This is a genomic window from Allokutzneria oryzae, from assembly GCF_042429765.1.
GTDB lineage: Bacteria > Actinomycetota > Actinomycetes > Mycobacteriales > Pseudonocardiaceae > Allokutzneria > Allokutzneria oryzae.
Window position 1 is genome coordinate 56532 of record NZ_JBHLZU010000015.1, and the last position, 26246, is coordinate 82777.

The window sequence follows — 26246 nt, forward strand, 5'->3', positions numbered from 1 at the left end:
GTCTTTGCGTCGTCATTCAAACGGGTTGATTTGCCGCGAAAGCCGGAGCGCCGCCGGGCGAGATCATTCGTTCTCCCGCACGGTAGTGATCGAGGAGCGGAACCGGGACCCCATTCACCACGGTTCGCCCGGGGCGCAGGGAAACCCGGTCCCGGTCGCTCTCTCCCTGCGCGCGGCGGGGAGTCCTTCTCGTGCGCTGGACGTCAAGGAGGATGAATGAGCTCCACCGAACTGACGGACGTCGCCGGCGATTACGCGGCCGAACCCGCCGTGCTCGCCACGGTGCGCCACATGTTGATCGAGGTCATCGGCGAGGACTACGCGCTGGGCGTCGACATCGGCATGGACACCTCGTTCAACCGGGACCTCGAACTGGAGAGCATCGAGTTCGTGGCGCTGTCGGCCAAGCTCCGGGAGCACTACGGGAACACGGTGAACTTCGCGGCATTCCTCGGCGAGAAGGAGGTGGCCGATGTCGTCGAGCTGACCGTCGGCGAGCTGGTCACCTACATCGCCGGGTGCGTGGCCCGTGACTGAGGTTCGCGCCAACAACCTGGTCTTCCACGTGCAACGCCTGTCGAACTCCGACCCGGAGTCCGGAGACGCCCTGCCGACGGTGCTGTTCCTGCACGGCCTCGTCGTCGACAACCTCTCCAGCCTGTACCTGACCCTGGCGACCACGACGGCGGACCTCGGCGCGCACACCATCTGCTACGACCAGCGCGGCCACGGCCGCTCGGAACGTCCCGCGACCGGCTACACGCTCGACGACTCCGTCACCGACCTGCGCGCCCTGCTCGAAGCGCTGGACGTGCGCGGGCCGGTGCACCTGGTCGGCAACAGCTACGGCGGGTTACTGGCGCTGGCCTACGCGGCCAAGTACGCCGAGCAGGCGGCCGGTCTGCTGCTGATCGAGTCGGTGGTGCCCAGCGACGGCTGGGGCGAGCGCATCGTCGAGACCCTGTCCATCGCCAGGACCGGGGCCTACGACGACCGGCTGCGCCACCTCAACGGCCGCAAGTGGGACAACCTCACCAAGCAGTTCCTCGGTCTGTTCCACGAGACCAGCCTGCTCGCCGACATGGCGGCCGAGCAGCCGTTCACCCCGGAGCGCTTCGCCGCCGTGCGGGCCCCCGTGCACGCGCTCTACGGCAGCGAGTCCGACCTGCTCCCCGACGCGAGCCTGTTGCAGAAGCACCTTCCCCACTTCGAGCTGACCGTCCTCGAAGGACAGTCGCACATGATGCTCACCCAGGCGTCCGGCCAGGTTCGCGAGCAGCTGAGGACGTGGTTGTCATGAGCCGGATCCTGTTCGTGGTGCCGCCGCTGGCCGGACACGTCCTGCCGACGGTGGCGCTGGGGCAGGAGCTGGCCGAGCGCGGGCACCAGGTCGCCTGGGTCGGGCACTCCGAGGTCGCCGGGCGGCTGCTGCCGGAGGAGCTGACCCTGTTCCTGCCGGAGGGACCGGGCTCAGGGGCCTGGCTGGCCGAGATGTCCGAGCGCTCACGGGGCCTGCGGGGCCCGGCGGCCTTCCAGTTCCTGTGGAAGGACTTCCTGGTCCCGCTGGCGGGCCGGATGATGGCCGGGGTCGAGACCGCCGTCCGGCAGTTCGGCGCGGACCTGCTCGTCGTGGACCAGCAGGCACTGGCCGGTGCCCTGTCCGCGCGGCGGCACCGGCTGCCGTGGATCACCTCCGCGACCACCTCCGCCGAGCTGACCAACCCCTTCACCATGGTGCCGAAGTTCGGCGACTGGGTGCGCGGACAGCTCGAAGAACTCCAACGGGCGCAAGGCATCCGGCCCGACGACGCGGCGCTGGGCGATCTCCGGTTCTCCGAGCACCTCGTGCTCGCCTACACCACCGAGAGCTTCGTCGGCGCGAACGCCACCGTGCCCAGCCAGTGCGTCTTCGTGGGGCCCTCGCTGGGCAAGCGGGTGGAGGTCGGCGAGGACTACGACTGGGACTGGCTCGACCCCCGCAAGCAGCATGTGCTGGTCTCGATGGGCACGATCGACCGCGAGAACAACGGGCGCTTCCTCAACACCGTGGTGGAAGCGGTCGCTCCGCTGGCACAACGTTTGCAGGTCACGATCGCCGCCGCGCCCGGCCTGATCCGGCACAGTCCCGACCACGTGCGGGTGCGGGAGTTCGTGCCCCAGCTGGATCTGCTCAAGCGCAGCGCCGCCGTCGTGTGCCACGGCGGTCACAACACGGTGTGCGAGTCGCTGGCCAACGGGCTGCCGCTGGTGGTCGCGCCCATCAGGGACGACCAGCCGATCATCGCGGAGCAGGTCGTCGCGGCGGGCGCCGGGCGGCGGGCGCACTTCGCACGGGTGGGGCCGGTGGAGCTGCGCGAGGCGATCCTGTCCGTGCTCGACCAGCCGGGGTACCGCGCGGCGGCCGAACAGATCCAGAGCTCTTTCGCCGACGCCGGTGGAACCGTGACGGCGGCTGACCACGTGGAGAAACTACTGTGAACCTGTTCGAGGCGCTCCCGCTGATCGCGACTGTTGTACTGGTGCTCAACGGTTTCCGGCTTCGTGGCTTGGTCTCCTGGCTGCCGACGCTCGGGCCCGCACGCGGTCCCGCCTTCGGGCGGCACCGGATCCTCTCCGCCGACGGCGTGCTGGTTGATGAGTCCACAAAGGACTCAGCGAGCACGTGGACGCGTGAGCACGGTCTTTCGGTGCTGGAGCTGGTGCCGCGCGAGCTCTCGGTCGGCCAGGCGATCGACCTGGCGCACGCCGGGATGAGCAAGGACTACGTGGCCGACCGCTTCGCCCACGCGCGCGGAGCGGGGCACGCCGTTCTGGTCGACGACGACGTCGCCGGACGCGCGGGTGTCGAGCGCACGGAGGGCTTCTCCCGCGCCGAGCTGGCCGAGCTCACCGTGGAGCTGAAGCGGTTGGCGTGCACCAGCACCGACTACGCGGTCGCACCCGGTTTGCAGGCGTTGCCGGAGAACATCGACGAGCGGGTTCGCCTGCTGCGCAAGAGGCACTACGGTTTGCGGAAGGACCTGGTCAGTCCGGCAGCGGGTTATCTGCTCCTGGTCGCCGGGGTGTCCGCGTCGCCGTGGTGGGGCCTTGCCGCGCTCGCCGCCTTCAGCCTCCAGCCGTACCTGATCTTCGCGGGAAGCCCGCTGCGCCCGGCCGACCTGCACCGGCACGCGCTGCTCCGCCTGGTGCTCGGACCCGTCCGGTGGGCGCGCACGCTGAACACGTTGCTGCGCACGCCGGTCCCGGTGGACCCGAAGTTCGCCGAGACGAGGGCCCGCTACGAGCAGGACCTGGCAGGGGGCACCGAACACTTCTTCGAGCCCCGCAGGCACACGTGCCCGTGGTGTGGCTCCGGGGAGCTCTCCGAGCACGTGCGCGGCTTCGACGTGATGCAGAACAAGCCGGGGAAGTTCGTCCTCGACCGTTGTGGCGACTGCGGACACGTCTTCCAGAACCCGCGGCTTTCCCTTGCCGGGCTGGAGTTCTACTACCGCGACTGCTACGACGGCTATGGCAGCGGGCTCAGCGAGGCCGCGTTCGACTCCAACATCGCCGGCTACAAGGCGCGCGCGGAGATGCTGCGGCCGTTCACGACGCCGCGCAGCTGGCTCGACGTGGGCTCCGGTCACGGCCACTTCTGCAACCAGGCCAAGGAGACCTGGCCCGACACGGCCTTCCACGGCCTGGACATGACCGACGGCATCGACGTGGCGGTCCGCAGGGGCTGGGTGGAGCAGGGGTACCGGGGCATGTTCCCCGACCTGACCAAGGAGCTCGCCGGCCGGTACGACGTGATCAGCATGCACCACTACCTGGAGCACACCAGGGAGCCCTTCGAGGAGCTGGACGCGGCGGCCAAGGTGCTCAACGCGGGCGGCTACCTGCTGATCGAGCTGCCCAACCCGGAGTCGCGCTACGGCCGCCTCCTGCGCTCGGTGTGGATGCCGTGGTTCCAGCCGCAGCACCAGCACATGATTCCGTGGCGCAACCTGGAGCGCGCGCTCGCCGACCGTGGTTTCTCCACTGTGGACGTTCATCTCGGCGAGGCCAACCAGGCCAACGACCTGGTGCTCGCCGGGCTGATCACGTTCAACCACATCGGCAAGGACCCCAGGACTCCGTGGGGCAAGGGGGAGCCGACCCTGTTGCGCCGCATTCGCTACATCGCGGTGCTGACCGCGGGCGTCCCGTTCATCCTGCTCGGCTTCGCCGCGGACAAGCTGATCCACCAGTTCATCAAGCGCGGCAAGGGCGGCAACACCTACCGCCTGTTGGCGCGCAAGGACGGCTGAGACTCGAACAGGTTGACCAGGAAGACGCGGGCCTTCCTGCCGTAGAACAGCTTGATGCCCGACAAGGCCAGCCGTGTCAGCACGGGAAGGCGGGACCGGAGCGCACGGGGGAGCTGGAGCAGCGTCCTGGACTCGGTGAGGCGGAGCCCGACGTCCCACCGCTGCACCTCTTCGGGATCGTCGCAGTGCCAGGCGTACGTGGCGGCGACCCGCTTCTTGAACATCGCGTCGTCCTGGTGCTCGACCATCCAGCGCCCCGCGGTGTCGAAAGCGATCCGGGCACCGGGAAATCCTTGTGCGACTCGCCCGAGTGCGTTCCGCACGTCGGTCTCGTCCAGGTAGAGCAGAACCCCTTCGGAGACGAAGAAGTACGGTGCGGGCAACGCTCGGACGACCTCGTGCCACGAGTCGTCGAGCACCGAGGCGGCCACCATCCGCCGCCGGTCCGACTCGGTGAAGAACCGCTCGCGCAGCTTCATCGAGTCGGGCAGGTCCAGGTCCACCCAGTGCGTCCGCCCGTTGTCGACCCGCTCGAACCGGGTGTTCAACCCGGCACCCACCTCGACCACGGTTCCCTTGGGGTGCAAGGAGAGGAAGCCGCGAACCCACTCGTCCAGGAGCAGCGTGCGCATGACCGAGGCGACCAGCGTCGGCGATCCGTCGAACTTCGTGAAGTCGTAGTCGATCCGCTCCACCATCTCGACGGCCTTCGGGTCGCGCAGGATCCCGTGCTTCTTGCGGGTCTCCACCGCCCGCGCGTAGAGCGTGCTGAGCAGTGTTTCCTGGACGTCGCCGAGCTCGATCGCGATGCGCTCCATTTGTCCAGTGATAGCAGCGTTTCACCTCGGTCGAGCCGCCCGCACGTGGCGTGTTCGGCGAGTTCATTCTGCCGTGTCGTGGTGGACTGGGAGCATGGTCCAGCCAAGCGCCTTCGGTGATCCCGGCTTCACGCGGACGAGGGACGGGCGGCTCCTGCACCACGTCACCATCGGCAGCGGTTCGCCGACGGTGGTGTTCGAAGCCGGGCTCGGCGCGAACCGGGGCACCTGGGGGCTCGTGCAGCGCGCGGTCGCCCAGCACACGCGGACCCTGGCCTACGACCGTGCGGGTCTGGGGCGCAGCGACTCCGCGCCCGCCGGTCTGCACCGGATGGCGGACGACCTGGCGGACCTGCTCCACGGCGACTCGGACTCGCGGTTCGTGTTGGTGGGACACAGTCTTGGTGGTGTCCTTGCCCGCTGTGTCGCTCGGCGCGAGCCGTCGTCGATCGCCGGGCTCGTGCTGGTGGACCAAGTGGAGGAGGAGATCGCGGAGTACCACGGCATCACACGCGCGCGCGGAGTCGCGGTCGGCTACATGCTCGGCGCGGCTCTCGCGTGGCTGCTGCGGCCCGCGCTGAAAGGCAGGCTGCACAAGAACTTTCCGCAGGAGATGGCCTCGGAGCTGGTGACGGAGGAGATCAGCTACCGCGCACTGCGGACGGGCGCGCGGGAGGTGGTGGCGATGGCTTCGCAGCTGCGGTCGCTGATGCCGGACGGAGGGGAGCTGCCGGACGTCCCGGTCACGCTGATCTCGGCGGGCCGGCGCGGGCGGGCGGAGCGGCCACCCCGGCCGGTGCTGATCGCGACGCATCGGCGTCACGCCGCGCGGCTGCCACGGGGGCGGCACGTGCTGGCCGAGCACGCCGATCACCTCGTGCCGTTGCAGCAGCCCGAGCTGATCGTCACCGAGACGCGCAGGGTGGTGGACCTCGCCCGCCGCTGACCGGCTCTTGCGACTGGCCGCCGGAAAAAGTTCGCGCGCCTCTTTCATTGAGGACGGTAGTTGTCCGCAATGGCTCCTACCTTGGTCTCATCACCAGCGACCACCCCGAAGGACGAAGCCATGACGAGCACCGAGACCACCACCCTGACCGGCGAGCGCGCTGACCTGGTGGCGATGCTGGACAAGCACCGGTTCTTCCTGCGCAACACCGCCCGCCAGCTGACCGAGGAGCAGGCGTGGCAGCGCAGCACGGTGAGCGCGTTGACGATCGCCGGGCTGATCAAGCACGTCAGCAACACCGAGAAGGCGTGGATGCGGTTCGCGCTGGGTGGGGCCGAGGGCATGGCTTCCGACGGCAAGAGCGAGGAGGACTGGCCGAACGAGTTCCTCAAGGTCGGCGACGAGACGCTGGAGGTGCTGCTCGCCCGCTACGAGGAGGTCGCGCGCACCACGAACGAGCTGGTCGCGACGATGCCCGACCTGGACCTGGCGCACGAGCTGCCAGTGGCACCGTGGTTCGAGCCCGGCGCGAAGTGGACGGTGCGGCGCGTGCTCATGCACATCATCGCCGAGACCGCCCAGCACGCGGGGCACGCGGACATCATCCGTGAAGCGATCGACGGCGCGAAGAGCATGGGCTGAGCCGCGCCGCGGTCCAGAACAGGGTGGCCAGCGCGATCAGCAGGTAAGCGTTGCCGACCAGGTGCTGCCACCAGGTCCACGTGGCTTCGAGGTGGTTGCCCGCCGGGAGCAGGGAGTGCGGGCCCACCACGAAGACCGGCACCAGGGCCAGCCAGGGGCGGGCGAGCGCGACGAGCACCACGAGCGCGGGCGCGATCCACACCCAGTGGTGCGACCAGGAGATCGGCGACAGGACCAGCACCCCCGCCGCGTTGGTCACCAGGGCCTGGGCCGGACCGACGCGGCGGATCACGGTGATCATCGAGATGAGCACCGCGGGCAGCAGCACGCACCACACCGCCGCGTCCACCACCGGACCCGCCCCGAGCCGGGAGAGCTCGCCCGCGATGGTCTGGTTGGTGGCGAAGGCCGACCCGCTCTGCCCGGACGCGCCGAACACGATGTCCAACCAGTAGCGAACGGAGGCGGCCGGAGCCACAACGAAGCCGATCGCGGCAGTGGCCACGATGGTGACCACAGTGGTCACCGCCGCGCGGAAGTCCTTGCGCAGCAAGAAGAACAGGATGAACCCCGCCGGGGTGATCTTGATGGCCGCCGCGATGCCGACGAGCACTCCGCGCGGCCAGCGCGGTTCGCGGCTCAGGCAGTCCACCGCGACCAGGCCCATCAGCCAGAGGTTGACCTGACCGAACTCGATGGTGGCCCGGACCGGTTCCAGCACGATCGCCAACGGCAGCACGAGCACGGTGAGCGTGGTTCTGCGCCGCATCGTCGCGTTCGGCAGCACCCAGCCGAACACCAGGTGCAGCGTCGCGGCGAGCGCGGCCACGGACAGCAGGATCGAGGCGACCACCGCGACGTCCTTCGGCACCGCGGCGAACGGCGCGAAGACCACGGTGGAGAACGGCGGGTAGATGAACGGCAGCCCGATGCCCGCCGAGGTCGGGGGCATCGGGCCGTAGAGGTCGCCGCCGTTCCAGAGTGTCCGCACGCCGAAGCGGTAGACCTCCAGGTCGATGTAGAACCGGCGGCTGCTCAGCAGCTTCCAGCACAGGACGCCCACCAGTGCCGCGCCCGCTCCCGCGAGAAACCAGCGGTAGCTCCGGGCCGAACAAGCGTCCAGGCGCGCCAGTGGGGATCTGTTCATGCTTCTAGGGACGCCCTGTGATCGGCCGACGTTGTGTGGAGGGGGTCACGCGAACGCGCCAGAGAGACGTTACCTCAGCCCTTCGCGCCGCGTGGAGTGGATCATTCGAGTCGGTGGCGCGACCGTGCCCAGGCCGGACCTCGGACCGCCCCACCACCTCCAGACCCGCGCGGCCGACAGCCGCCATGAGCTCGTCGCGGGTGCGCAGACCGAAGTGTTCGGCAAGATCCGAAAGGACGAGCCACCCCTCACCGCCCGGCGTGAGATGCCTGCCCAGCCGGTCGAGGAACCCGTGGAGCATCCGGCTGCCCGGGTCGTACACCGCGCGCTCCAGGGGTGATGTCGGCCGGGCCGGTATCCACGGCGGGTTGCACACGACCAGTGGGGCTCGGCCTCGGGGGAAGAGATCCACCTGCTGCACCTCGGTCCGGTCGCCGAGGCCGAGAGCCGCCAGGTTCTCCCGCGCGCACGTGACGGCGCGCGGATCCTGGTCGGTCGCGACGACACGCTCGACACCTCGACGCGCCAGTACCGCGGCGAGCACCCCCGTGCCGGTCCCGATGTCGAAGGCGAGTGCGCGTGAGGGCAGCGGCGCTTCGGCGACGAGACGGACGTACTCACCGCGAACCGGGGAGAAAACCCCGTAGTGGGGCCGAATTCGCGCATCGAGCTCCGGGACGAGGATGCCGGTCCTGCGCCACTCGTGCGCGCCGATGACACCGAGCAGTTCGCGCAGCGACACCACCGACGGCGCGTCCGCCGGGCCGTAGACCTCCGTGCACGCCTGTCGTGTGTCGGGGGCGCGCCGCAGGTCCGACATGTGGTCGGAATCCAGTAGTACCAACACCATTGCGAGCACTCGGGCTCGCCGTGCCTGGGCTTGGCGGTGTGAGTGGAATGTCGCGGTGGTGGAGGCGGGGACGCGCCGGGCGAGCGCGCGGAGGAGCTGGCGCGCGTTCGGGAAGTCGCCGCGCCACAGCATGGCCACTCCCTTGGTGGCCAGCCGGTACGCCTTGTCCGCCGTGATGCCGTCGTCCACCGCGACCACTGCGGCCGGTGGGGTGGAACCGCTCGCCGAACGCCATCGTGCCGTCCGGTGTCGGCCCGCCTCGGTCCACGAGACGAGCTGGGGTGCTGAAGTTGTCACGAGTCCGTTTCCGCTGCTGTGCTCGGCGATGCCTGAACACGCGCCACGTCGGTGGCGCGTCGGGGAGAGCTGGCTCGCCGGAGCTAGTAGAGGACAGCAGCGTGCGCGGGGTTCGTCACCGGCCAAGGATAACTGAATGCAAACGTTGTTTTCTTGCCGGGTGGACAGAAAGGTGGGCGCGACACTCCCGAAGGAAGTGTCGCGCCCGGTGCGCGTTTCGCGGGGTGGTTAGTCGCACTTCTTCCAAGCGAAGTGATAAATGGTGTTGACGCTGCCGTCCGTGGAGTCCATCGACATGAAGCTGTTGGCGGTCGAGGTCCCCTTGTTCACCCGCAGCTCCGTGTTGACGTTCAGGTTGCGCTGTTCGCCGCAGGGGGCGTAGACCAGATCGGCGATCTCGGTCCGGTCGGTGGTCTGCCAGTTGTCGCTGAGCGGCCCCCGGAAGGAGTGGCTGATCTGCGCCGTCGGCGACATCCCGGCGAAGTAGTAGTTGGCCCGCTCCATGCCGGTCGCGCCGTGCGCGAGGTTGGCGAAGCCGCGGTAGTCGGCCTGCGCCACGGCGTAGGTGAAGCCGTGCGGCACGTTCACCCGCAGGTTGAGCTGGCAGTTCTTCCGGAAGTCCGTGGGGCTGGCCCCCGCCCCCGCCTGGGCGAGATACCGGCTGTAGGTCACGGTGAACGCGGTGTTGTCGTGGTTGACCGCCACCGCCGCGGATCCGGCGGGGCAGCCGGAGCCGTTGACGCTGACCACGTCGATGGTGATCTTGTCCGGCGGAGGCGGCGCGTCGTCGGCCAGCGCCGGTGACGGCACGGCCAGCAGGGATAACAGTACGCCGGCGACCGTCGAAGTTCTCAACATGGAAATACCTCCGCTGCTTTTAGGGCATGGGGGAAGGGCGTCACCTATATGGCGGTAGCAGGTGATTCCGGATGGTCATTCTTACCTGCGCAGGGCTGAAGAACGCCCCGATTGTAGGGGGCTGTGCTTCGGTGTGCATGCATCCGAATGGATGTCATTACGGCCTCCCGGCGGCCCCTTAACTGATTGCGCGATCAATATTTCCGGAATGTGGAGAAAACTCCGCTGTTCTGTCGCCTTCCCAGCGCGCGTCCGGCTCGTTAGGTTGACCGGCATGAGAAAGCGCTGGTCAGTCGCTGTCGTGGCCGCCCTGCTCGGGTCCCTGGCCGTGGTCGCCCCCGCGCAGGCCGCCCCGGGGCAGGCTGTCGCCCGCTGCGTGTTCACCCCGACGCCCGAGGACCCGGCCGCCAAGCCGGTCCGGCCGCCGCGCCCGCTGGCCAAGGCGCGGGGCACCGTCGAGGTGACGATCAGCACCAACTACGGCCCGGTCGAGCTGGAACTGGACCGGGCCAACGCCCCCTGTGCGGTGCACAACCTCGTTTCCCTTGCCCGCCAACGGTTCTTCGACAGGACGCAGTGCTGGCGGCTGACCAACTCCGCGCGGCTCGGCGTGCTCCAGTGCGGTGACATCCACGCCGCGGAGAAGGGCGGGCCCGGCTACAAGTTCGACGACGAGGTGACTGGCGAGGAGACGTATCGACGCGGGACGGTCGCGATGGGCAACTTCGGGCCCAACACCAACGGTTCTCAGTTCTTCATCGTGCACAGCTTCGCCAACATCAAGCCCGCCTACACGGTGCTGGGCCGGGTCACCAAGGGCATGCGCGTGCTGGACCGGATCGTGGCGAACGGGATCATCCCCGGGCCGGCGGACCCGCTCGACGGTGCGCCCGCCAAGCCCGTGCGGATTCTGAAAGTTCGATGATCTTCACGCTGGTCGGCGGTCCGGCCACCCGATGCCTATAGCTCGAACGGGTGAGCTTCCGGATCCGGCCGAGCGCTGTGCCCGAATTGTGACGTGCGGCGTCCTGCCTGATCAAGCCAGGTTCGCACGCGAGCGCCGTGCGGCCTACCACGAGTCCCTGACCGTTTCGGCGCCGGGTTCGGCATGTCTGATGATGATTGCGCGGCGTGTTTCCGTGCCGTATCACGGTTCAGCTTGAGTCGCGGGTCGACCGCGAAACCCGAAGCTCGGCGGAGGTCCACTGTGAGCCCAGGTCACCGCTCGTCGTTAGGGTCCGATGACGTCCCAAGACAGGTGACCACCTCGCAGGAGAGCCAGGAGATCCCGGCACCGTCCCGCCCCTCCGGGACCATTCGCGGCAAGCTGCTGCGCATCCTCGCGTTCTGCCTCGCCGTCGTCGTCGTGCTGCTGGGCATCGAGGTGGTCTCGGTGGTCCGCCGCGACCTCGCCGCCCGCCAGACCTCGGACTCGGTGACCGTGGAGATCACCGTGCAGCGGCTGATGCACGAGCTCCAGCGCGAACGCGGCATCAGCAGTGGCTTCCTCGGCGGCCGCGACGAGTTCCGCTCGCTGTTCCCGGAGTACCGCGCCCGCACCGACGCCGCGCAGCGCAGCCTGATCCAGCTCATCGGCTCCGTGCCCGCGGTGACCGTCACCGCGGTCCGAACCGCGCTGGACCGGGTCGGGGACCTCCCGCAGATGCGGACCAGGATCGACACCAAGTCGATCGACTTCAACACCAGCCACGACTACTTCACCGAGCGCATCGCACTGCTCAACCAGGGCTACCTCGACTTCGACCTCGTCACCGACACCGAGCTCCAGCACGGCCTGTTCGCCATGCGCGCGCTGGCCAACGCCAAGGAGCGGACCGGCCAGCAGCGGTCGTTCCTCAACGGTGTCCTCAACTCCACACCCAACCGGTTCAAGAACGACGAGTACATCAAGTTCAGTGAGATCCTCGTCACCAAGCAGGCGGCCTTCGCCGACTTCACCCGCCAGGCCACGCCCGCGCAGCGCGAGCGGCTGGAGCGCGCGCAGAGCACCAGGGTCGCCGCGGACATCGCCAACGCCGAGCGGGTCGCGATCGCGGCGGCGGGCGGCGCCCTGTCGGAGCGGATCAACTCCCGCGCGCACCACGACTGGATGACCACCTACATCGACGAGCTGCAGGGCGTCCTGCAGAGCGTCGCCGAGGACGTACAGGGCCGCGCGGACGCGTTGCAGTCCCGGGCCACCACCGAGCTCGTCGCCGTCGTCCTGGTCGCGCTGCTGGTGATCGCGGTGCTGGTGTGGATGTTCGTCGACACCAACCGGTCGATCATCGGTCCGCTCGCCGTGCTCGTCGAGGACGCCGAGGACATCGCGACGAGGCGGCTGCCGGAGGCCGTTGCCGCGCTGCAGACCGCGCGGGAGCACGAACGGCCCGCGCCACCGGAGCCGATGCGGCCGCCGGAGGGCGCCGGAGCGGAGATCCACTCGGTGTCCGAGGCGCTGGACCGCGTGCAGTCCACCGCCTTCGCGCTGGCCAACCAGCAGACCGTGCTGCGCCGCAACACCAGCGAGTCGATGGCGAACCTGGGCCGCCGCAACCAGAACCTGCTGCGCCGCCAGCTCGCCTTCATCACCGACCTGGAGAAGGAGGAGCTGGACCCCGCGGTGCTGTCCAACCTCTTCCGGCTCGACCACCTGGCCACCCGCATGCGCCGCAACGCCGAGAGCCTGCTGGTGCTCGCGGGCACCACCAGCCCCCGGCGGTGGACCGAGCCGCTCGCGGTCGTCGACGTCATCCGCGCCGCGCTCGCCGAGGTCGAGGACTACCGCAGGGTGGTCTTCCGGCGGATCGACGACCAGCTGATCGCGGGGGCCGTCGCCGCGGAGGTCTCGCACATGCTGGCCGAGCTGATCGAGAACGGGCTGTCCTTCTCCCCGCCGGAGATGGAGGTGGAGATCTACGGCCGCCGGGTCGCCACCGGCTACACGCTCGCCGTGATCGACCACGGCATGGGCATGTCCGCCGACGCGCTGGAGAAGGCCAACACCCGGCTCGGCGGCGAGGAGAACTTCCTCGTCGCGCCCACCCGCTTCCTCGGCCACTACGTCGTCGGCCAGCTGGCCAAGCGGCTGGACGTGCAGGTGACGCTGGCCGACTCCCCGGCGAGCGGGGTCACGGCGAGGATCACGCTGCCGTCCGCGCTCCTGGTCACCGGACCGGCCACCCCCGCGGAGCCGGAGGGCGAGCCCGAGCTCGTGCGCCGCGCCCCCGCGCCGTCCGCGTCCGCGCCCGTCGCCGCCGAGGCACCCGCCGCCGCACCGGCTCCGGTCGCGGTGCTCGATGCCGAGGACCAGCCGAACAACGTCACCCAGCACCAGCGCCCGAGCGGTGACCGCACCCGCAACGGGCTGCTCAAGCGGGTTCCGCGCGGGCAGGGTTCCGCGGGCCAGACCCGGAGCGTGCGCGCGGTCGCCAAGCCACCGGTCACCGACCGCACCCCGGCCGAGGTGCGCAGCATGCTCTCGGACTTCCGGGGCGGCCACAAGCGTGGGGAGCGCGCGCTGCGCGTCTCGCCCCCGGACCAGGCAGCGGCGCCAGCGCCCGGTCCGCACTCCGTGTCACACCAGAATGCAGAGGATCCCAGGTGACGGCCGAGCTGAACACCACACCAGAGACGTTCAACTGGCTGCTGGCCAACTTCGTCCGCAGCACCGATGCCGTGCGCGACGCTGTCGCGGTCTCCTCCGACGGGCTGCTGCTCGCGACCTCGGACGGGCTGGACCGGACGGAGGCCGATCAGCTCGCCGCGATCGTCTCCGGCCTGGTCAGCCTCAGCCGCAGCGCGGCGCGCCGGTACCAGTTCGACGGCCTCAAGCTCATCATGATCGAGATGCAGCGCGGCTTCCTGCTGGTCTCCTCGATCAGCGACGGCAGCTCGATCGGCGTGCTGACGGAGCGGGACTGCGACATCGGCCTGATCGGCTACGAGATCGCCGTGCTCGCCGAACGCGCCGGGGACCTGCTCACCCCGGCGCTGATCACCGAACTGCGAGGGCAGCTGGCGCTATGACCGACGGTCCCCGCCTGCCGGACTCGCGGATGATCCCCGGCCTGCGTTCGCGTGCTTCCTGGGCCGAGCACCATCCCGGGCCCGACACCGGCTCCGACGAGGCCGGCGACGCCTTCGTCCGGCCCTTCATCGTCACCGGCGGCCGCACCGAGCCGCGCCGCGCCGGCCTCCGGGTGGACACGCTGGTGCGCGCCCGGCCCGCCGCCGCGGAGGCCGCACTGGAGTTCGAGCCGCTGAGCATCGTGCGGCTGTGCGCCGACCGGGCGCTGTCGGTCGCCGAGGTCGCCGTCGGCATCGGCGTCCCGCTCGGCGTCGCACGAGTCCTGATCGCCGACCTCATTTCCGAGGACCTCCTGGAGCACCAGGAGTCCACCGCCCTTTCTGGTCATGCCATCGAGAGGATCAGAGACCTTGTACGGGCACTCTGAGCACGCCCCGGCCGCCTGCCCGCTGCCGGTCAAGATCGTCGTCAGCGGTGGGTTCGGCGTCGGCAAGACGACGCTCATCGGGGCGATCTCCGAGATCGAGCCGCTCACCACCGAGGCGGCCATGACGGAGGTGTCCGTCGGGGTCGACGACACCACGGTGCTGCCGGACAAGAGCACCACCACGGTCGCCTTCGACTTCGGCCGGATCACCCTGGACCGCTCCTACGTGCTGTACCTGTTCGGCACGCCGGGGCAGGAGCGCTTCTCCTTCCTGTGGGACGACGTCTCCGACGGGGCGCTCGGCGCGATCCTGATGGTGGACACCAGGCGGATCGAGGACTGCTACCCGGTGATCGACTACTTCGAGGAACGGGAGATGCCCTTCGTCGTCGCGGTCAACACCTTCGACGGCGCGGAGCGCTTCGCGATCGAGGAGGTCCGCGAGGCGCTCGGGGTCTCCCAGGCGACGACGATCGTGCACTGCGACGCCCGCAAGCGGGCCTCGGTCAAGGGCGTCCTGGTCGAGCTCATCGAGAATGTGTTGGTGCAGCACGATTCTCGACACAGCTCGGACACGACGGGCCAGGAACGCCTGGTCAACGGTTAGCCTCCCCGGGAGTCCGTCGACTCTTGGGGGTGGGTGAGCCGTGACCGAACCGTGGGGCATCTCGGGCCCGACGTTCATCGTCCTGTACTGCGCGCTGATCGTCGGCCTTGTCGTGCTGAACAAGGTGTGGGCCGGCCGCCAGCGGCGCGGCGGTGACCTCGGTGCGCCGGTCGGCGCGCTGATCCCACCGCCGTACCACCTGGCCTACCTGGTCGGCGGGGCTCGCCGCGCCGCGGAGACGGCCGTGGCGAGCCTGCTGGCCGACGGCCGCCTGCGCATCGCCAGCGCGGGAACGCTGACGCGCACCAGCGAGCAGCGCACACCGGACCCGCTGGAGAACGCGGTGCTGGACAAGGCGAACTCGGTGCGAGCGCGAACCGTGGTCGAGCTCGTCGCGGGTTCCCCTGCCTGCGCCGCGATCGCCGAGGACCTCAGCGACCGAGGACTGCTGGTGTCCCCGGACGCGGCGAAGGCGAGGCTGCGGCGGATCTTCCTGCTGTTCCTCGCGCTCGAAGTGCTCGGAATCGTCCGCGTGGCCAACGGGATCAGCCTGGACCGCCCGGTCGGTTTCCTGATCCCCCTCGTGGTCGTCGCGGGCATCGCGACGGTGGTCGCGGGCATCGCCTCGGCGGTCCACACGCCGGGCAGGCGAACGGTGCTCGGTGACCGCGTCGCCGCGGAAGCCCGTGGCAGGTACAGCAACCACCACGCCGACGAGCCGGGCCTCGTCGGCGTCTCCACCTTCGGCTTCGCGGCGGGCGCGGTCCTCTTCGGCGGCCTGATGCTCTACCCGGACGAGCAGATCCAGCAGGCGTTGAACTACTCCCCACCACCCGTGTCCACCTCCGGCGGCGGCTCAGACGGCGGCTCCGGCGGATCGGACAGCGGTGGAGGGTGCAGTGGTGGGGGTTGCGGTGGCGGCGGTTGCGGTGGCTGCGGCGGCTGACCCCCGCCCACTCCGGTTCAGGCGTTGTGGGTGCGGCGGGAGTAGGAGACCGCGTAGGCCTGGTTGCGGAAGGCGAGGATCGGGTCGTCGGAGAGCGCGATGCCCTTCGTGACCCTGGTCGGGTCGAAGATCTCCGCCGCCCAGTGGGCCTGGTCGGCGACCGGCGCGGTGATCTCCAGTCGGCCCGCCACGATCTCCTCGCGGTCGGCGGGCCAGGCCTTGGTGGCGTCGTTGGTGGGATCGCCGGGCTCGGCCAGCTGGACGTGCAGCGTGAAGCCGACCGGTCCGTTCTCCAGGCGCCGCACCAGCTCTTCGGTCAGGTACTCCTCCGGAAGGACCGCACCGTCCTCTTCGGACAGTTCGTGGAGGCCGAGGTCCGGCTCCCAGCGGTAGCGGACGAAGCGGCTGCGCCCCTCGGCGTCGGTCCACTCGAATGCGTGGATGGCCCAGTAGCGGGCCGTGCCGTAGCTGACCGGGATCGGCATCGTCGCCGCCGCCTGGAAGCCGGCGGCCGCCTCCGGGTTGTTCTGGATGTACGCGCCGACGCGCGCCGGGTCGGTGACCCCGGTGACCGGGTCCTTCTTCAAGGCTCCCAACAGGTTCAGGAAGTTCTCCGGCGTGGAGGCCAGGAACACCGGGAGGTTCACCGCGACCAGGTCCGTCGCCGAGCCGTCCGGGAGGCGGAACTTCACCGCGATGCCGCGCCCGGCCCGCGCCCCGTCCAGGGTGTGCGGGCTGCCGTTGGAGTTGGAGAAGCGCACCGTCGCGGGCACCGGGGTCCGCTGGAGGTGGGCCGCGGTGGTCAGCGCCGCCGCGTCGCCGCTCGGGGTGAAGGTGGCGTCGAAGCAGGCGCCGCGCGCGTGCGCCCTGCGGTATCCGGGGTAGGTGCCGGAGACCTGTTCCATGCTGTCGACGACCTCGACGGCGAGCTCGGACGTGGTGGGGTGGCTGGTCATGGCCGGAGACTAAGGCACGTTCTCCGGCGGTGCCCCGCGCATTCTGGGCGAATTCCCATGGCGTAGTGCCCGAACTGTCCGCAACCCGGTGACCGGCGGTGATCCGGTGATCGCAGTCCTGGGAAATCCCGGTGGACCGGTTTCGTCCGGTGTAGCCCGCATGATTGACGGATGCATTTTCAGGCGAGATTCAATTGCTCGGAGTAATCCCGTTCCAGTTCCTCGAAACGCCCCTCCGGCCAGCACGGCGTCTCGCCGCGCAACCACTGCGCCAGCAGGTCGACGTGCAGCTGCCACGCGGCCAGCGCCCGCGCGCGCTGGTCGGCCTGCGCCGCCGTTCCGGTCTGCGTGAGCACCAGCCGCGCGCCGCCGTTGCCCGGACGCAGCCGCCACCGCACGTGACCGCCTTCGCACGAGTACTCCAGCAGCGTGTTCTCCTCGAACGCGGTGATCGGCCCCGCGGGCACGTAGCCGTTGGTGAAGCGCAGCGGTGGTTGTGAGCCGACCACGACCGACTCGGTCAGCAGCTCCCACACCACGCTCTGGGGCTTGGTGAGGTTGCGTTCGAAGCGGACCTGCCAGCCGTCCTCGGTCTCGGTCAGCTCGCCGCGCTCCAGTCCGAACAGCGCAACGTACTCGTCGTGCCGTGGTCCGTAGTCGGCGTCCGGAGCGGACTTCTCCCCAGCGAGCATGGTCTCCAGCGCGCCGATGCAGGTCTCCCAGCCGGTGGCGAAGCTCGCCGCGCCCGCGCGGTCGTCGAAGACATGGGTGAACAGCAGCACGCAGCCGCCACCGTCCTCGCGCAGCTCCCAGCGCAGCACCTCGCCCTCCCAGGTGAAGGCGAACAGGCGCTCGGGCTCGAAGTCGGTGATCACACCCTTCGTCGGCGCGCCCTGGTCGCCGTCGAAGACGAAGAGGATGGTCGCGCCCTGCTTGAGCTCGGTGTGCATGGTCGCCGGGAACCACTTGCTGGTGTGGTCGGGCTCGGTGATCGCGCGCCACACCTTGCCGATCGGATGCGCGAGCCGGCGTTCGAAGCGCAGGACGTTGCGGCCGTCGGCGGTGCTGAGCTCGCCGTTGCGGGTCATGGCGGTTTTCCTCACTCGGTCTCGTCGGGCATCGTTTCGAGGTGGCGCTCCAGGGCGTCCAGCCGCCCGGCCCACAGCCGCCGGTAGGGCTGCAACCAGCCGTCGAGCTCGGCCAGCGGGGCGGGGTTCAGCTCGTACCACCGGCGCTGCGCCTCCTGGCGGACCCGGACCAGGCCCGCATCCCGCAGCACCCGCAGGTGCTTGGACGTTCCCGGCTGGGTCAGTCCCAGCTCGTCGCTGAGCTCGCCGACCAGGTGCGGGCGGCTGAGCAGCAGGTCCAGGATGCGGCGTCGGCTGGGCTCGGCGACGATCTCGAAGACGGTGGACACGCCTCCTAATATAACCCTCAGGGAATATATCCGCCAGGGTATGTACGGAGAACTCGGGCGACGAACTCGGACTTGCCCGCCGTGTACGCCTCGCGGTCTCCGCCGTGCCGGTCGGACAACCCCCGCTTCAGCTCGGTGTACTCCCGCGCGAGCCCGGCGTCGGCGCGCAACGCGTCGCGGAAGGCGATCTGGTCCCGCCAGCGCCGGTGCCCAGCGGAGACCACGTGCAGGTGCGCCACCCGTCGCTGTCCTGACGCGCGCACGAAGAACCGCCGCCAGGGCCGCTCGTCCAGCTCCGGCGGCACCAGGTGCCACCCGTCCCCGGTCAGCGCCCCGTGGACGGCGCCGTCGGTGTGGTCGCGCACCGACGCCATCAGATCCACGATCGGCTTGGCCGCCAGTCCGGGAACCGAGGTCGAGCCGATGTGCTCGACGCCGTCGGCCAGCCACGGCCCCAGCAGCTCGACCAGCCGGGTCCGCTCCCCGGACGCGCGCTCCGGCCAGCGCGGGTCATACGGGAGGACAACGGCTCTCTCGGTCGCCCATGCGGGAATCTCGGACATACCCCGAAGCTAACCCGGGGCGCCGACACTCACCGGACGGGCAGGACGAGCTGCCGCAGCAGCCGGTCGGCGTCCGCGTCCGGGGCGGCGGTGAGGCCGGAGTGGACCGGCCCGGCCCGCACGACCGTGCTGCGCGGTGCGGTCAGCCAGCGGAAGCGGCGGCCGATCTCCTCCTCGGCGGCCGGACCCGCGACCTCCGAGCCCGCGCAGACGTCCGCGAACGCCCGCACCGCGCGGGCGACGCTGTCCGGGTCGGCGGTCGGGTCCAGCGCGCGCAGCCGGTCCACGTCCAGGTGCACCCGCGAGCCGAGGTAGTCCAGCCTGCGGCAGTAGAGCAGCACTCCCGCGTTGATCGACTCGCCGCGTTCGGCGCGCGGCACGACCTGCAGCACCGCGTACTCGAAGACGTGCCGCCGATCAGTCACTTCCCGCCACCCTTGGTCGTCAACCAACTCGGCCGGTTCGCGCCGACCTTCTTGGGCGTCCGATCCTTCCTGATGGTCGGATCGGGCAGCCAGGCGGAGCTGGCCGCCGCCCGCGCGGCGAGCTGGTCCACGTACGCGGCGCGCAGCTGGTCCACGTCGTCGAAGCCGGGCTCCTCCGCCAGCCACGCGTCGGGGACCCGGGCCAGCGCCGCCGTCAGCAGCTCGCGGGTGACCAGCGGCGCGAGCGCGGCGTCGGCGGCGGCCACGTCCGGCGCGAAGTCGATCAGCACGTGCTCGCTGGAGTCGAACGGCCGCGCGACCCAGGTCTCGCGCCGCGCCCAGTTGTGGTGGAACGTCAGTGCCGATCCGTGGTCGATCAGATGCGGCTTTCCGTGCCAGGACAACATGTTCGGGTTGCGCCAGGACCGGTCGACATTGCCGATCAGGCCGTCGAACCACACCACCCGGCCCGCGAAGCCCGAGTCGACGGAGAACGCGGCCGGGGTGAAGTCCAGCGCGCCGGGCAGGTAGTCCATGCCCAGGTTCAGCCCGCCGCTGGCGCGCAGCAGGTCCTGGATGTCCTGGTCCGGCTCGCTCGCGGCGAGCACCGGGTCGAGCTCGACGGTCACCAGGTCCGGAACGGGCAGGCCGAGCGCGCGGGCGAGGTGCGCGCTGACCACCTCGGCGACCAGCACCTTGCGGCCCTGGCCCGCACCGTGGAACTTGACCACGTACGTGCCGAGGTCGTCGGCCTCCATGATCCCCGGCAGCGACCCGCCCTCGCGCAGTGGCGCCACATAACGGATCGCCGTCACATGCTTCACGCTTGCTCGCCTTTCCAGTCGGGCGTGACCGGCGTGACCGTGCCGAACCGCCGCTCGATCTCGGCGGCCGCGGCGAGGCACAGGTCCTCGCGGAAGTGCCCGCCGATCACCTGAACTCCCCTGGGCACACCCCCGGACGGGGAAGCACCGCCGACGCCGGTCGGCACCGCCACCGCCGGCACGCCGACGAGCGTGGTGACGGTGTTCAGGCTGATCGCCAGCGTGCTCCGCATGTGCTCCTCCGGGCCGGACACCCGCGGGTCCCGGTCGCCGACCGGCTGTGTGCTGACCGGGCCGACGACCAGCGGGTACCGTTGCTGGAACCGCTTCCAGTCCCGGACTATTCCGTGCCGGTCACCGGTGACCTTGACGTAGTCGGCCAGGGAGCACGGCGGCATGCGCTCCATGGACAGCTCCATGTGCTGAGCGCTCTCCTCGGTCAGCAAGGGGCGGATGCGCGGCCACGACAGGCCGAACTCGGTGCTGATCAGCTTCCCGTACGCGGTGAGCGCGTCGGCGTAGCGCGGCAGCTCCACCTCCTCCACCGCGTATCCGGCGTCCGCGAGCGCGTCCGCCGCCTGCTCCACCGCGGCGCGAACGTCTTGGTGCACACCGAATCCGCCGGGGTCGGACACCACCCCGACCGTGATCGGCTCCGGCGGTGGCGGCCCGTCCAGCGGCGCCGGAACGGCGAGCGGGTCGCACGGGTCCGGCCCGGCCAGCACCTCGAACGCGGCGCGCAGATCGGCGACCATGCGGGCGAGGGGCCCGTCCACCGGGAGCAGCTGGGAGGCCAGCGTCGGTTCGACCCCGGCCACCCGGTGGTCCACCGGCAACCGCCCGTGGCTCGCCTTGAGACCCGTGATGCCGCAACACATCGCGGGAATGCGGATCGAGCCGCCGGAGTCGTTGCCGAGCCCCAGCGCGGCCATGCCCGCGGCCACCGCCGCGCCGTCGCCTCCGCTGCTCCCGCCGGGAGTTTTCGTGCTGTTCCAGGGGTTCAGCGTCTCGCCGAAGAGCTGGCTCGTGGTCCCGTAGCCGCCGATGGTCATGTCCGGCATGTTGGAGCGGCCGATCGGGATCGCGTCCGCCTCGCGCAGCCGCCGCACCTGGGGCGCGTCGGAGCCGGCCATCGCGTTCCGGAAGTGGGGCACGCCGTGCGTGGTCGCCGAGCCTCGGACGTCGATGTTCTCCTTGACCGTGAAGGGAACCCCGGCAAGCGGGCCGAGTCGTTCGCCCGCCGCGCGCCGCCGGTCGATGTCCGCGGCCGCGGCGACGGCCTCCTGCTCCAGCGTCCTGGTGACCGCGTTGACGGCGGGGTTGACCTCCGCGATCCGGTCAAGGTGTGCGCGGACGACCTCGACGGCGCCCAGTTCGCCGGAGCGGACCGCGGCGGCCAGCTCGGTCGCGCTCAGTTTCCACATGGCAGTCAAGATACAAACCTGTATCTGAGTACGCGACTGTATATATTCGACGGCATGCGCCTGACCCGTGAGCAGAGCCGTGCCCAGACCCGCGAGCGGTTGCTCACCGCCGCGGCCGACCTGTTCGCCGAGCGCGGAGTGAACGGCACCTCGGTCGAGCAGATCGCCGAGCGCGCCGGCTACACCAGGGGCGCGTTCTACGGGAACTTCGAGGACAAGCACCAGCTCGTCGGAGAGCTGCTGAAGCAACGGACGCTGCGCGAGCTCGAAGAGGTCACCGCGCTCCAGAGCGCCGAAGACCCGTGGGAGGCCGTCCGCGAATGGAACCGCGCGCGTGCCGAGCACCTCACGGAGTGGCTGGCCCTGCGGACCGAACTGATGCTCTACGCGCTACGCAACGCCGAGATCCGCCCGCGGCTCGCCGAGCGCGAGACGATCGCCCGCGACGCCCACGCCCGCAACATCGAGCAGATCTTCGCCGGGAAGACCCCGCCAGCCGATCCGGCGTTCCTGGCGCTGATCGTGCACGCGCTGGAGGACGGCTTGCTCATCCAGCGGCTGCTGTTCCCTGACGAGATCGGCGACGACGTCGTGGTCGACGCGGTCGAGCTGCTGATGCGCACCTGGACCCGCTCGGCCGGGGACTGACCGCTCCTAGCATCCTTTCCGACTATGAGCGCCACTCTCGTCGCCAAGGACCTCAGCGCCGGTCACGGCGACCGCGTCCTGTTCTCCGACCTCCAGCTGGTCGTCGCGCCGGGCGACGTGATCGGACTGGTCGGGGTCAACGGCGCTGGCAAGTCCACCCTGCTCAGGACGCTGGGCGGGGTGATCGCGCCGGAACAGGGCACCATCAGGCTCAGCCCGCCGACCGCGACCGTCGGCCACCTGCCGCAGGAGCCGGAGCGCCGCGCCGACGAGACCGTCCGCGCGTTCCTGGGCCGCCGCACCGGGGTGACCGGCGCCCAGCGCGAGATGGACGCCGCGGCGGAGGCGCTGGCGACGGGGGAGCCGGGCGCGGACGACACCTACGCGGTGGCCCTGGAGCGCTGGCTCGCGCTCGGCGGAGCTGACCTCGAAGACCGTGCCGAGGAGGTCGCGGCCGACCTGGGCCTGACGATCAGCCTGGACCAGCCGATGGCCTCGCTCTCCGGCGGCCAGGCGGCGCGCGCGGGCATGGCCTCGCTGCTGCTCAGCCGCTACGACATCTTCCTGCTCGACGAGCCGACCAACGACCTCGACCTGGACGGGCTGGAGCGGCTCGAACAGTTCGTCACCGGCCTGCGCGCGGGCACGGTCCTGGTCAGCCACGACCGCGAGTTCCTGACCAGGACGGTGACCTCGGTCGTCGAGCTCGACCTCGCGCAGCAGCAGGTTCGCGCCTACGGCGGCGGGTACGCGGCCTACCTGGAGGAGCGCGAGGTCGCGCGCAGGCACGCCCGCCAGGACTACGAGGAGTACGCGGAAACCCGTGCCGCGCTTGAGGCTCGGGGCCGTGCGCAGCGGGCCTGGATGGAGAAGGGCGTCAAGAACGCGCGCCGCAAGGCCACCGACAACGACAAGCAAGGCCGCAAGTTCCGTTCCGAGGCGACGGAGAAGCAGGCGTCGAAGGCCCGCCAGACGGAGCGCATGATCGAGCGCCTCGACGTGGTCGATGAGCCCCGCAAGGAGTGGGAGCTCCGGATGGAGATCGCGGCGGCGCCCCGTTCCGGAGCGGTCGTCGCCTCGGCGCGCGGCGCGGTGGTGCGGCGCGGCGGCTTCACCCTCGGTCCGGTGGACCTCCAGATCGACTGGGCGGACCGGGTGGCGATCACGGGCGCGAACGGCGCAGGCAAGTCGACGTTGCTCGCAGCGCTGCTGGGCCGCGTCCCCCTGGACTCCGGTCATGCCTCCCTCGGCCCGGGAGTCCTCGTCGGAGAGGTGGACCAGGCCAGGGCTTCCTTCGTCGGTGAACAGTCCCTTTTGGACTCCTTCGCCGCGCAGGTCCCGGACTGGATGCCGGCGGACATCCGAACCCTGCTGGCCAAGTTCGGCCTCCGCGCGGCCCACGTGCTCCGTCCGGCGGCGTCGCTCTCGCCCGGCGAGCGCACTCGCGCGGGGTTGGCGTTGCTCCAGGCGCGCGGGGTGAACCTGCTGGTGCTCGACGAGCCGACCAACCACCTGGACCTGCCGGCGATCGAGCAGCTGGAGTCGGCGTTGGCCGCCTACACGGGAACTCTGTTGCTGGTGACGCACGACCGGCGGATGCTGGACGCGGTTCACACCACGCGGCGGATCGAGGTGGCAGGGGGCCGCGTCCTCGACCGCTGACCCCGGCCTATTACGGCCATTCGCGGGCTTATGGACTCCTTCGGTGCTCCGGAACGGTCCATAAGCCCGCGAATGGCGCTCGGGGGCTACTGCTCGGGGGCTACTTGCTGAAGCCGGCGCGGCGGAGGGCGTCGGCGAGGGCGCCGCCGCCGGAGGGGGCGGGGGACGAGCCGCGGGCGTTGCCGCCGCGCGAGCCGCCGCCTCGGGGAGCGCCGCTGCGGGGAGCGCCGCCGCGCGAGCCGCCGCCACCGCCGCCGCCGCGGGAGGCGGACGGGTCCGGGGTGTCCTGGAGGCGGAGCGTCAGCGAGATGCGCTTGCGGGGGATGTCGACGTCGAGCACCTTCACGCGGACGATGTCGCCGGACTTCACCACGTCGTGCGGGTCCTTGACGAAGGTGTTCGACATCGCCGAGACGTGCACGAGGCCGTCCTGGTGCACGCCGATGTCCACGAACGCGCCGAAGGCCGCCACGTTGGTGACCACGCCCTCCAGCGTCATGCCCGGCTTGAGGTCGGCCAGCTTCTCCACGCCGTCGGCGAAGGTCGCGGTCTTGAAGGCCGGACGCGGGTCGCGGCCCGGCTTGTCCAGCTCCTTGATGATGTCGGTGACCGTGGGCAGACCGAAGGTGTCGTCCACGAACTTCCGCGGGTCCAGGGCCTGGAGGACGCGGGTGTTGCCGATCAGGCCCGCCATCTCGCTGCCGGTGTTCTCCAGGATGCGGCGCACCACCGGGTAGGACTCCGGGTGCACGCTGGAGGAGTCCAGCGGGTCGTCACCGCCGCGGATGCGGAGGAAGCCCGCGCACTGTTCGAACGCCTTGGGGCCCAGGCGCGCCACGTCCTTGAGCGCCTTGCGGGAGCGGAACGGGCCGTTGGTGTCGCGGTGCTGGACGATGTTCTCCGCGAGGCCCTCACCGATGCCCGACACCCTGGTCAGCAGCGGCGCCGAGGCGGTGTTCACGTCGACGCCGACCGCGTTCACGCAGTCCTCGACCACCGCGTCCAGGGAGCGGGAGAGCTTCACCTCGGACAGGTCGTGCTGGTACTGGCCGACGCCGATGGACTTCGGGTCGATCTTGACCAGCTCGGCGAGCGGGTCCTGCAACCGGCGGGCGATGGAGACCGCGCCGCGCAGCGACACGTCCATGCCGGGCAGCTCCTGGGAGGCGTAGGCCGACGCCGAGTAGACCGACGCGCCCGCCTCCGACACCACGACCTTGGTGAGCTTGAGCTCCGGGCGGAGCTTGATCAGGTCCCCTGCCAGCTTGTCCGTCTCGCGGGAGGCGGTGCCGTTGCCGATCGCGATCAGCTCCACCTTGTGCTGCTCGGCGAGCCTGGCCAGCTTGACCAGCGACTGGTCCCACTGCTGCTGCGGCACGTGCGGGTAGATCACGTCCGTCGCGACGACCTTGCCGGTCGCGTCGACGACGGCCACCTTCACACCCGTGCGGAAGCCGGGGTCGAGGCCCATGGTCGCGCGGGAGCCCGCGGGCGCGGCCAGCAGCAGGTCGCGGAGGTTGGCCGCGAACACGCGCACCGCCTCGTCCTCGGCGGCCTGGCGCAGCCGCAGCCGCAGGTCGATGCGCAGGTGCACGAGGATGCGGGTGCGCCAGGCCCAGCGCACCGTGTCGGTCAGCCACTTGTCGGCGGGGCGGCCCTGGTCGGAGACGCCGAAGCGGGCGGCGATGCGCGTCTCGTAGTCGCTGGGGCCGGTGGGGATGGCCGACGCGTCGCCCTCGGGCTCCGGGTCCAGTACGAGGTCGAGCACCTCCTCCTTCTCCCCGCGCAGCATCGCCAGCACCCGGTGCGACGGCAGCTTCGTCAGCGGCTCGGCGAAGTCGAAGTAGTCGGCGAACTTCGCGCCGTCGGTCTCCTTGCCCTCGCGGACCTTCGACGCCAGCCTGCCGCGCGACCACACCTGCTCGCGCAGCTCGCCGATCAGGTCCGCGTCCTCGCCGAAGCGCTCGATCAGGATCGCGCGCGCCCCGTCCAGCGCGGCCGCCGCGTCCGCGACTCCCTTGTCGGCGTCGACGAAGACCGCGGCCGCCGCCTTGGGGTCGGTCGCCGGGTCGTTCAGCAGGCCGTCCGCCAGCGGTTCGAGCCCCGCCTCGCGCGCGATCTGCGCCTTGGTGCGCCGCTTCGGCTTGAACGGGAGGTAGATGTCCTCCAACCGCGCCTTGGAGTCCGCGGCCAGGATCTGCGCGCGCAGCGCGTCGTCGAGCTTGCCCTGGGAGTCGATCGACTCCAGCACCGCCTTGCGCCGCTCCTCCAGCTCGCGGAGGTAGCCGAGGCGCTCCTCCAGCGTGCGCAGCTGCGCGTCGTCGAGCGCGCCGGTGACCTCCTTGCGGTACCGGGCGATGAACGGCACGGTGGAGCCGCTGTCGAGCAGCTCGACCGCCGCGGTCACCTGCCGCTCGCGCACCCCGAGCTCCTCGGCGATCTTCTGGTCAATGGACAGCATGTCGAT

Annotated in this window: 26 protein-coding genes; 14 read left to right on the forward strand and 12 right to left on the reverse strand. The window is 70.4% G+C overall.

Annotated elements, in window-relative coordinates; translation table 11 throughout:
* Positions 1-216: 216 nt before the first annotated feature.
* From ACFFQA_RS17815 to ACFFQA_RS17830, 4 genes are read left to right on the forward strand one after another with little or no spacing between them, the layout of a single operon-like run.
* On the forward strand, positions 217-537 hold the full coding sequence (locus ACFFQA_RS17815) for an acyl carrier protein (RefSeq protein ID WP_377853152.1): 321 nt from the start codon (positions 217-219) through the stop codon (positions 535-537).
* Positions 530-1300: an alpha/beta fold hydrolase gene (locus ACFFQA_RS17820; protein ID WP_377853154.1), complete on the forward strand. Its 771-nt coding sequence runs from the start codon at positions 530-532 to the stop codon at positions 1298-1300. The genes ACFFQA_RS17815 and ACFFQA_RS17820 overlap by 8 nt, the downstream gene beginning before the upstream one ends.
* Positions 1297-2478, forward strand: coding sequence for a glycosyltransferase (locus tag ACFFQA_RS17825; RefSeq protein WP_377853156.1), 1182 nt, complete (start codon positions 1297-1299; stop codon positions 2476-2478). The genes ACFFQA_RS17820 and ACFFQA_RS17825 overlap by 4 nt, the downstream gene beginning before the upstream one ends.
* Positions 2475-4292 (forward strand): class I SAM-dependent methyltransferase, encoded by a 1818-nt coding sequence (locus tag ACFFQA_RS17830; protein WP_377853158.1) that lies wholly within the window; start codon positions 2475-2477, stop codon positions 4290-4292. Before ACFFQA_RS17825 ends, ACFFQA_RS17830 begins: the two co-directional genes overlap by 4 nt.
* On the opposite strand, the gene ACFFQA_RS17835 is transcribed toward ACFFQA_RS17830, so the two are convergent.
* Entirely contained in the window at positions 4262-5110 is an 849-nt protein-coding gene (locus ACFFQA_RS17835) for a class I SAM-dependent methyltransferase (protein ID WP_377853160.1), read from the reverse strand. The two genes, ACFFQA_RS17830 and ACFFQA_RS17835, sit on opposite strands and share 31 nt — an antisense overlap.
* 94 nt (positions 5111-5204) lie before the next feature.
* On the opposite strand from ACFFQA_RS17835, the gene ACFFQA_RS17840 reads away from it, so the two are divergent.
* Together ACFFQA_RS17840 and ACFFQA_RS17845 are read left to right on the forward strand one after the other, a co-directional pair.
* Positions 5205-6056 carry an alpha/beta fold hydrolase gene (locus tag ACFFQA_RS17840; protein WP_377853162.1) on the forward strand — a complete coding sequence of 284 codons (852 nt, stop codon included), beginning with the start codon at positions 5205-5207 and terminating at the stop codon, positions 6054-6056.
* Between the two features lie 120 nt (positions 6057-6176).
* Entirely contained in the window at positions 6177-6698 is a 522-nt protein-coding gene (locus ACFFQA_RS17845) for a DinB family protein (protein WP_377853164.1), read from the forward strand.
* On the opposite strand, the gene ACFFQA_RS17850 is transcribed toward ACFFQA_RS17845, so the two are convergent.
* From ACFFQA_RS17850 to ACFFQA_RS17860, 3 genes are all read right to left on the reverse strand, one after another.
* Complete coding sequence (locus ACFFQA_RS17850) at positions 6658-7845, reverse strand: glycosyltransferase 87 family protein (protein ID WP_377853166.1); 1188 nt, start codon at positions 7843-7845, stop codon at positions 6658-6660. The genes ACFFQA_RS17845 and ACFFQA_RS17850 overlap by 41 nt on opposite strands.
* 4 nt (positions 7846-7849) lie before the next feature.
* Positions 7850-8992: a methyltransferase gene (locus tag ACFFQA_RS17855; RefSeq protein ID WP_377853168.1), complete on the reverse strand. Its 1143-nt coding sequence runs from the start codon at positions 8990-8992 to the stop codon at positions 7850-7852.
* Between the two features lie 228 nt (positions 8993-9220).
* Positions 9221-9850 (reverse strand): DUF4360 domain-containing protein, encoded by a 630-nt coding sequence (locus ACFFQA_RS17860; protein ID WP_377853170.1) that lies wholly within the window; start codon positions 9848-9850, stop codon positions 9221-9223.
* 274 nt (positions 9851-10124) lie between these two features.
* On the opposite strand from ACFFQA_RS17860, the gene ACFFQA_RS17865 reads away from it, so the two are divergent.
* The 6 genes from ACFFQA_RS17865 to ACFFQA_RS17890 all read left to right on the forward strand — a co-directional run bounded on the left by ACFFQA_RS17865 (position 10125) and on the right by ACFFQA_RS17890 (position 15860).
* Positions 10125-10775, forward strand: a complete 651-nt coding sequence (locus tag ACFFQA_RS17865) for a peptidylprolyl isomerase (protein ID WP_377853172.1) — start codon at positions 10125-10127, stop codon at positions 10773-10775.
* 333 nt (positions 10776-11108) lie between these two features.
* Entirely contained in the window at positions 11109-13457 is a 2349-nt protein-coding gene (locus ACFFQA_RS17870) for a sensor histidine kinase (protein WP_377853174.1), read from the forward strand.
* Positions 13454-13879 (forward strand): roadblock/LC7 domain-containing protein, encoded by a 426-nt coding sequence (locus tag ACFFQA_RS17875; protein ID WP_446681683.1) that lies wholly within the window; start codon positions 13454-13456, stop codon positions 13877-13879. The genes ACFFQA_RS17870 and ACFFQA_RS17875 overlap by 4 nt, the downstream gene beginning before the upstream one ends.
* The gene (locus ACFFQA_RS17880; RefSeq protein ID WP_377853175.1) at positions 13876-14307 is read left to right on the forward strand and encodes a DUF742 domain-containing protein; all 432 of its coding nucleotides are present in this window, start codon (positions 13876-13878) and stop codon (positions 14305-14307) included. The genes ACFFQA_RS17875 and ACFFQA_RS17880 overlap by 4 nt, the downstream gene beginning before the upstream one ends.
* Positions 14291-14914, forward strand: coding sequence for a GTP-binding protein (locus tag ACFFQA_RS17885; protein WP_377853177.1), 624 nt, complete (start codon positions 14291-14293; stop codon positions 14912-14914). Before ACFFQA_RS17880 ends, ACFFQA_RS17885 begins: the two co-directional genes overlap by 17 nt.
* Before the next feature lie 40 nt (positions 14915-14954).
* Positions 14955-15860, forward strand: a complete 906-nt coding sequence (locus tag ACFFQA_RS17890) for a TIGR04222 domain-containing membrane protein (protein ID WP_377853179.1) — start codon at positions 14955-14957, stop codon at positions 15858-15860.
* Positions 15861-15877: 17 nt separating this feature from the next.
* Here the strand turns inward: ACFFQA_RS17890 and ACFFQA_RS17895 are convergent, their stop codons facing one another.
* The 7 genes from ACFFQA_RS17895 to ACFFQA_RS17925 form a co-directional block, all read right to left on the reverse strand.
* Positions 15878-16816: a catalase family peroxidase gene (locus tag ACFFQA_RS17895; protein ID WP_377853180.1), complete on the reverse strand. Its 939-nt coding sequence runs from the start codon at positions 16814-16816 to the stop codon at positions 15878-15880.
* A gap of 179 nt (positions 16817-16995) precedes the next feature.
* Positions 16996-17904: an SRPBCC family protein gene (locus ACFFQA_RS17900; RefSeq protein ID WP_377853182.1), complete on the reverse strand. Its 909-nt coding sequence runs from the start codon at positions 17902-17904 to the stop codon at positions 16996-16998.
* 11 nt (positions 17905-17915) lie between these two features.
* Complete coding sequence (locus ACFFQA_RS17905) at positions 17916-18233, reverse strand: ArsR/SmtB family transcription factor (protein WP_377853184.1); 318 nt, start codon at positions 18231-18233, stop codon at positions 17916-17918.
* Between the two features lie 17 nt (positions 18234-18250).
* Complete coding sequence (locus ACFFQA_RS17910) at positions 18251-18796, reverse strand: GrpB family protein (RefSeq protein WP_377853186.1); 546 nt, start codon at positions 18794-18796, stop codon at positions 18251-18253.
* Positions 18797-18825: 29 nt separating this feature from the next.
* On the reverse strand, positions 18826-19221 hold the full coding sequence (locus ACFFQA_RS17915; protein WP_377853188.1) for a DUF3037 domain-containing protein: 396 nt from the start codon (positions 19219-19221) through the stop codon (positions 18826-18828).
* Positions 19218-20045: a HipA family kinase gene (locus ACFFQA_RS17920; RefSeq protein WP_377853190.1), complete on the reverse strand. Its 828-nt coding sequence runs from the start codon at positions 20043-20045 to the stop codon at positions 19218-19220. Before ACFFQA_RS17920 ends, ACFFQA_RS17915 begins: the two co-directional genes overlap by 4 nt.
* On the reverse strand, positions 20042-21469 hold the full coding sequence (locus ACFFQA_RS17925) for an amidase (protein WP_377853192.1): 1428 nt from the start codon (positions 21467-21469) through the stop codon (positions 20042-20044). Before ACFFQA_RS17925 ends, ACFFQA_RS17920 begins: the two co-directional genes overlap by 4 nt.
* Before the next feature lie 54 nt (positions 21470-21523).
* On the opposite strand from ACFFQA_RS17925, the gene ACFFQA_RS17930 reads away from it, so the two are divergent.
* Together ACFFQA_RS17930 and ACFFQA_RS17935 are read left to right on the forward strand one after the other, a co-directional pair.
* Positions 21524-22117 carry a TetR/AcrR family transcriptional regulator gene (locus ACFFQA_RS17930; RefSeq protein WP_377853194.1) on the forward strand — a complete coding sequence of 198 codons (594 nt, stop codon included), beginning with the start codon at positions 21524-21526 and terminating at the stop codon, positions 22115-22117.
* A gap of 24 nt (positions 22118-22141) precedes the next feature.
* Complete coding sequence (locus ACFFQA_RS17935; RefSeq protein ID WP_377853196.1) at positions 22142-23779, forward strand: ABC-F family ATP-binding cassette domain-containing protein; 1638 nt, start codon at positions 22142-22144, stop codon at positions 23777-23779.
* A 100-nt stretch (positions 23780-23879) separates the two neighbouring features.
* On the opposite strand, the gene ACFFQA_RS17940 is transcribed toward ACFFQA_RS17935, so the two are convergent.
* On the reverse strand, positions 23880-26240 hold the full coding sequence (locus ACFFQA_RS17940; protein ID WP_377853197.1) for a Tex family protein: 2361 nt from the start codon (positions 26238-26240) through the stop codon (positions 23880-23882).
* Positions 26241-26246: the final 6 nt, after the last annotated feature.

What these genes read in the sequence shown, in the direction of transcription:
- ACFFQA_RS17815 (WP_377853152.1), top strand. Translation starts at nt 217, where the DNA reads ATGAGCTCCACCGAACTGACGGACGTCGCCGGCGATTACGCGGCCGAA.
- ACFFQA_RS17825 (WP_377853156.1), top strand. Translation starts at nt 1,297, where the DNA reads ATGAGCCGGATCCTGTTCGTGGTGCCGCCGCTGGCCGGACACGTCCTG.
- ACFFQA_RS17835 (WP_377853160.1), bottom strand. Translation starts at nt 5,110, where the DNA reads ATGGAGCGCATCGCGATCGAGCTCGGCGACGTCCAGGAAACACTGCTC.
- ACFFQA_RS17840 (WP_377853162.1), top strand. Translation starts at nt 5,205, where the DNA reads ATGGTCCAGCCAAGCGCCTTCGGTGATCCCGGCTTCACGCGGACGAGG.
- ACFFQA_RS17845 (WP_377853164.1), top strand. Translation starts at nt 6,177, where the DNA reads ATGACGAGCACCGAGACCACCACCCTGACCGGCGAGCGCGCTGACCTG.
- ACFFQA_RS17850 (WP_377853166.1), bottom strand. Translation starts at nt 7,845, where the DNA reads ATGAACAGATCCCCACTGGCGCGCCTGGACGCTTGTTCGGCCCGGAGC.
- ACFFQA_RS17860 (WP_377853170.1), bottom strand. Translation starts at nt 9,850, where the DNA reads ATGTTGAGAACTTCGACGGTCGCCGGCGTACTGTTATCCCTGCTGGCC.
- ACFFQA_RS17865 (WP_377853172.1), top strand. Translation starts at nt 10,125, where the DNA reads ATGAGAAAGCGCTGGTCAGTCGCTGTCGTGGCCGCCCTGCTCGGGTCC.
- ACFFQA_RS17880 (WP_377853175.1), top strand. Translation starts at nt 13,876, where the DNA reads ATGACCGACGGTCCCCGCCTGCCGGACTCGCGGATGATCCCCGGCCTG.
- ACFFQA_RS17895 (WP_377853180.1), bottom strand. Translation starts at nt 16,816, where the DNA reads ATGACCAGCCACCCCACCACGTCCGAGCTCGCCGTCGAGGTCGTCGAC.
- ACFFQA_RS17900 (WP_377853182.1), bottom strand. Translation starts at nt 17,904, where the DNA reads ATGACCCGCAACGGCGAGCTCAGCACCGCCGACGGCCGCAACGTCCTG.
- ACFFQA_RS17910 (WP_377853186.1), bottom strand. Translation starts at nt 18,796, where the DNA reads ATGTCCGAGATTCCCGCATGGGCGACCGAGAGAGCCGTTGTCCTCCCG.
- ACFFQA_RS17925 (WP_377853192.1), bottom strand. Translation starts at nt 21,469, where the DNA reads ATGTGGAAACTGAGCGCGACCGAGCTGGCCGCCGCGGTCCGCTCCGGC.
- ACFFQA_RS17930 (WP_377853194.1), top strand. Translation starts at nt 21,524, where the DNA reads ATGCGCCTGACCCGTGAGCAGAGCCGTGCCCAGACCCGCGAGCGGTTG.
- ACFFQA_RS17935 (WP_377853196.1), top strand. Translation starts at nt 22,142, where the DNA reads ATGAGCGCCACTCTCGTCGCCAAGGACCTCAGCGCCGGTCACGGCGAC.
- ACFFQA_RS17940 (WP_377853197.1), bottom strand. Translation starts at nt 26,240, where the DNA reads ATGCTGTCCATTGACCAGAAGATCGCCGAGGAGCTCGGGGTGCGCGAG.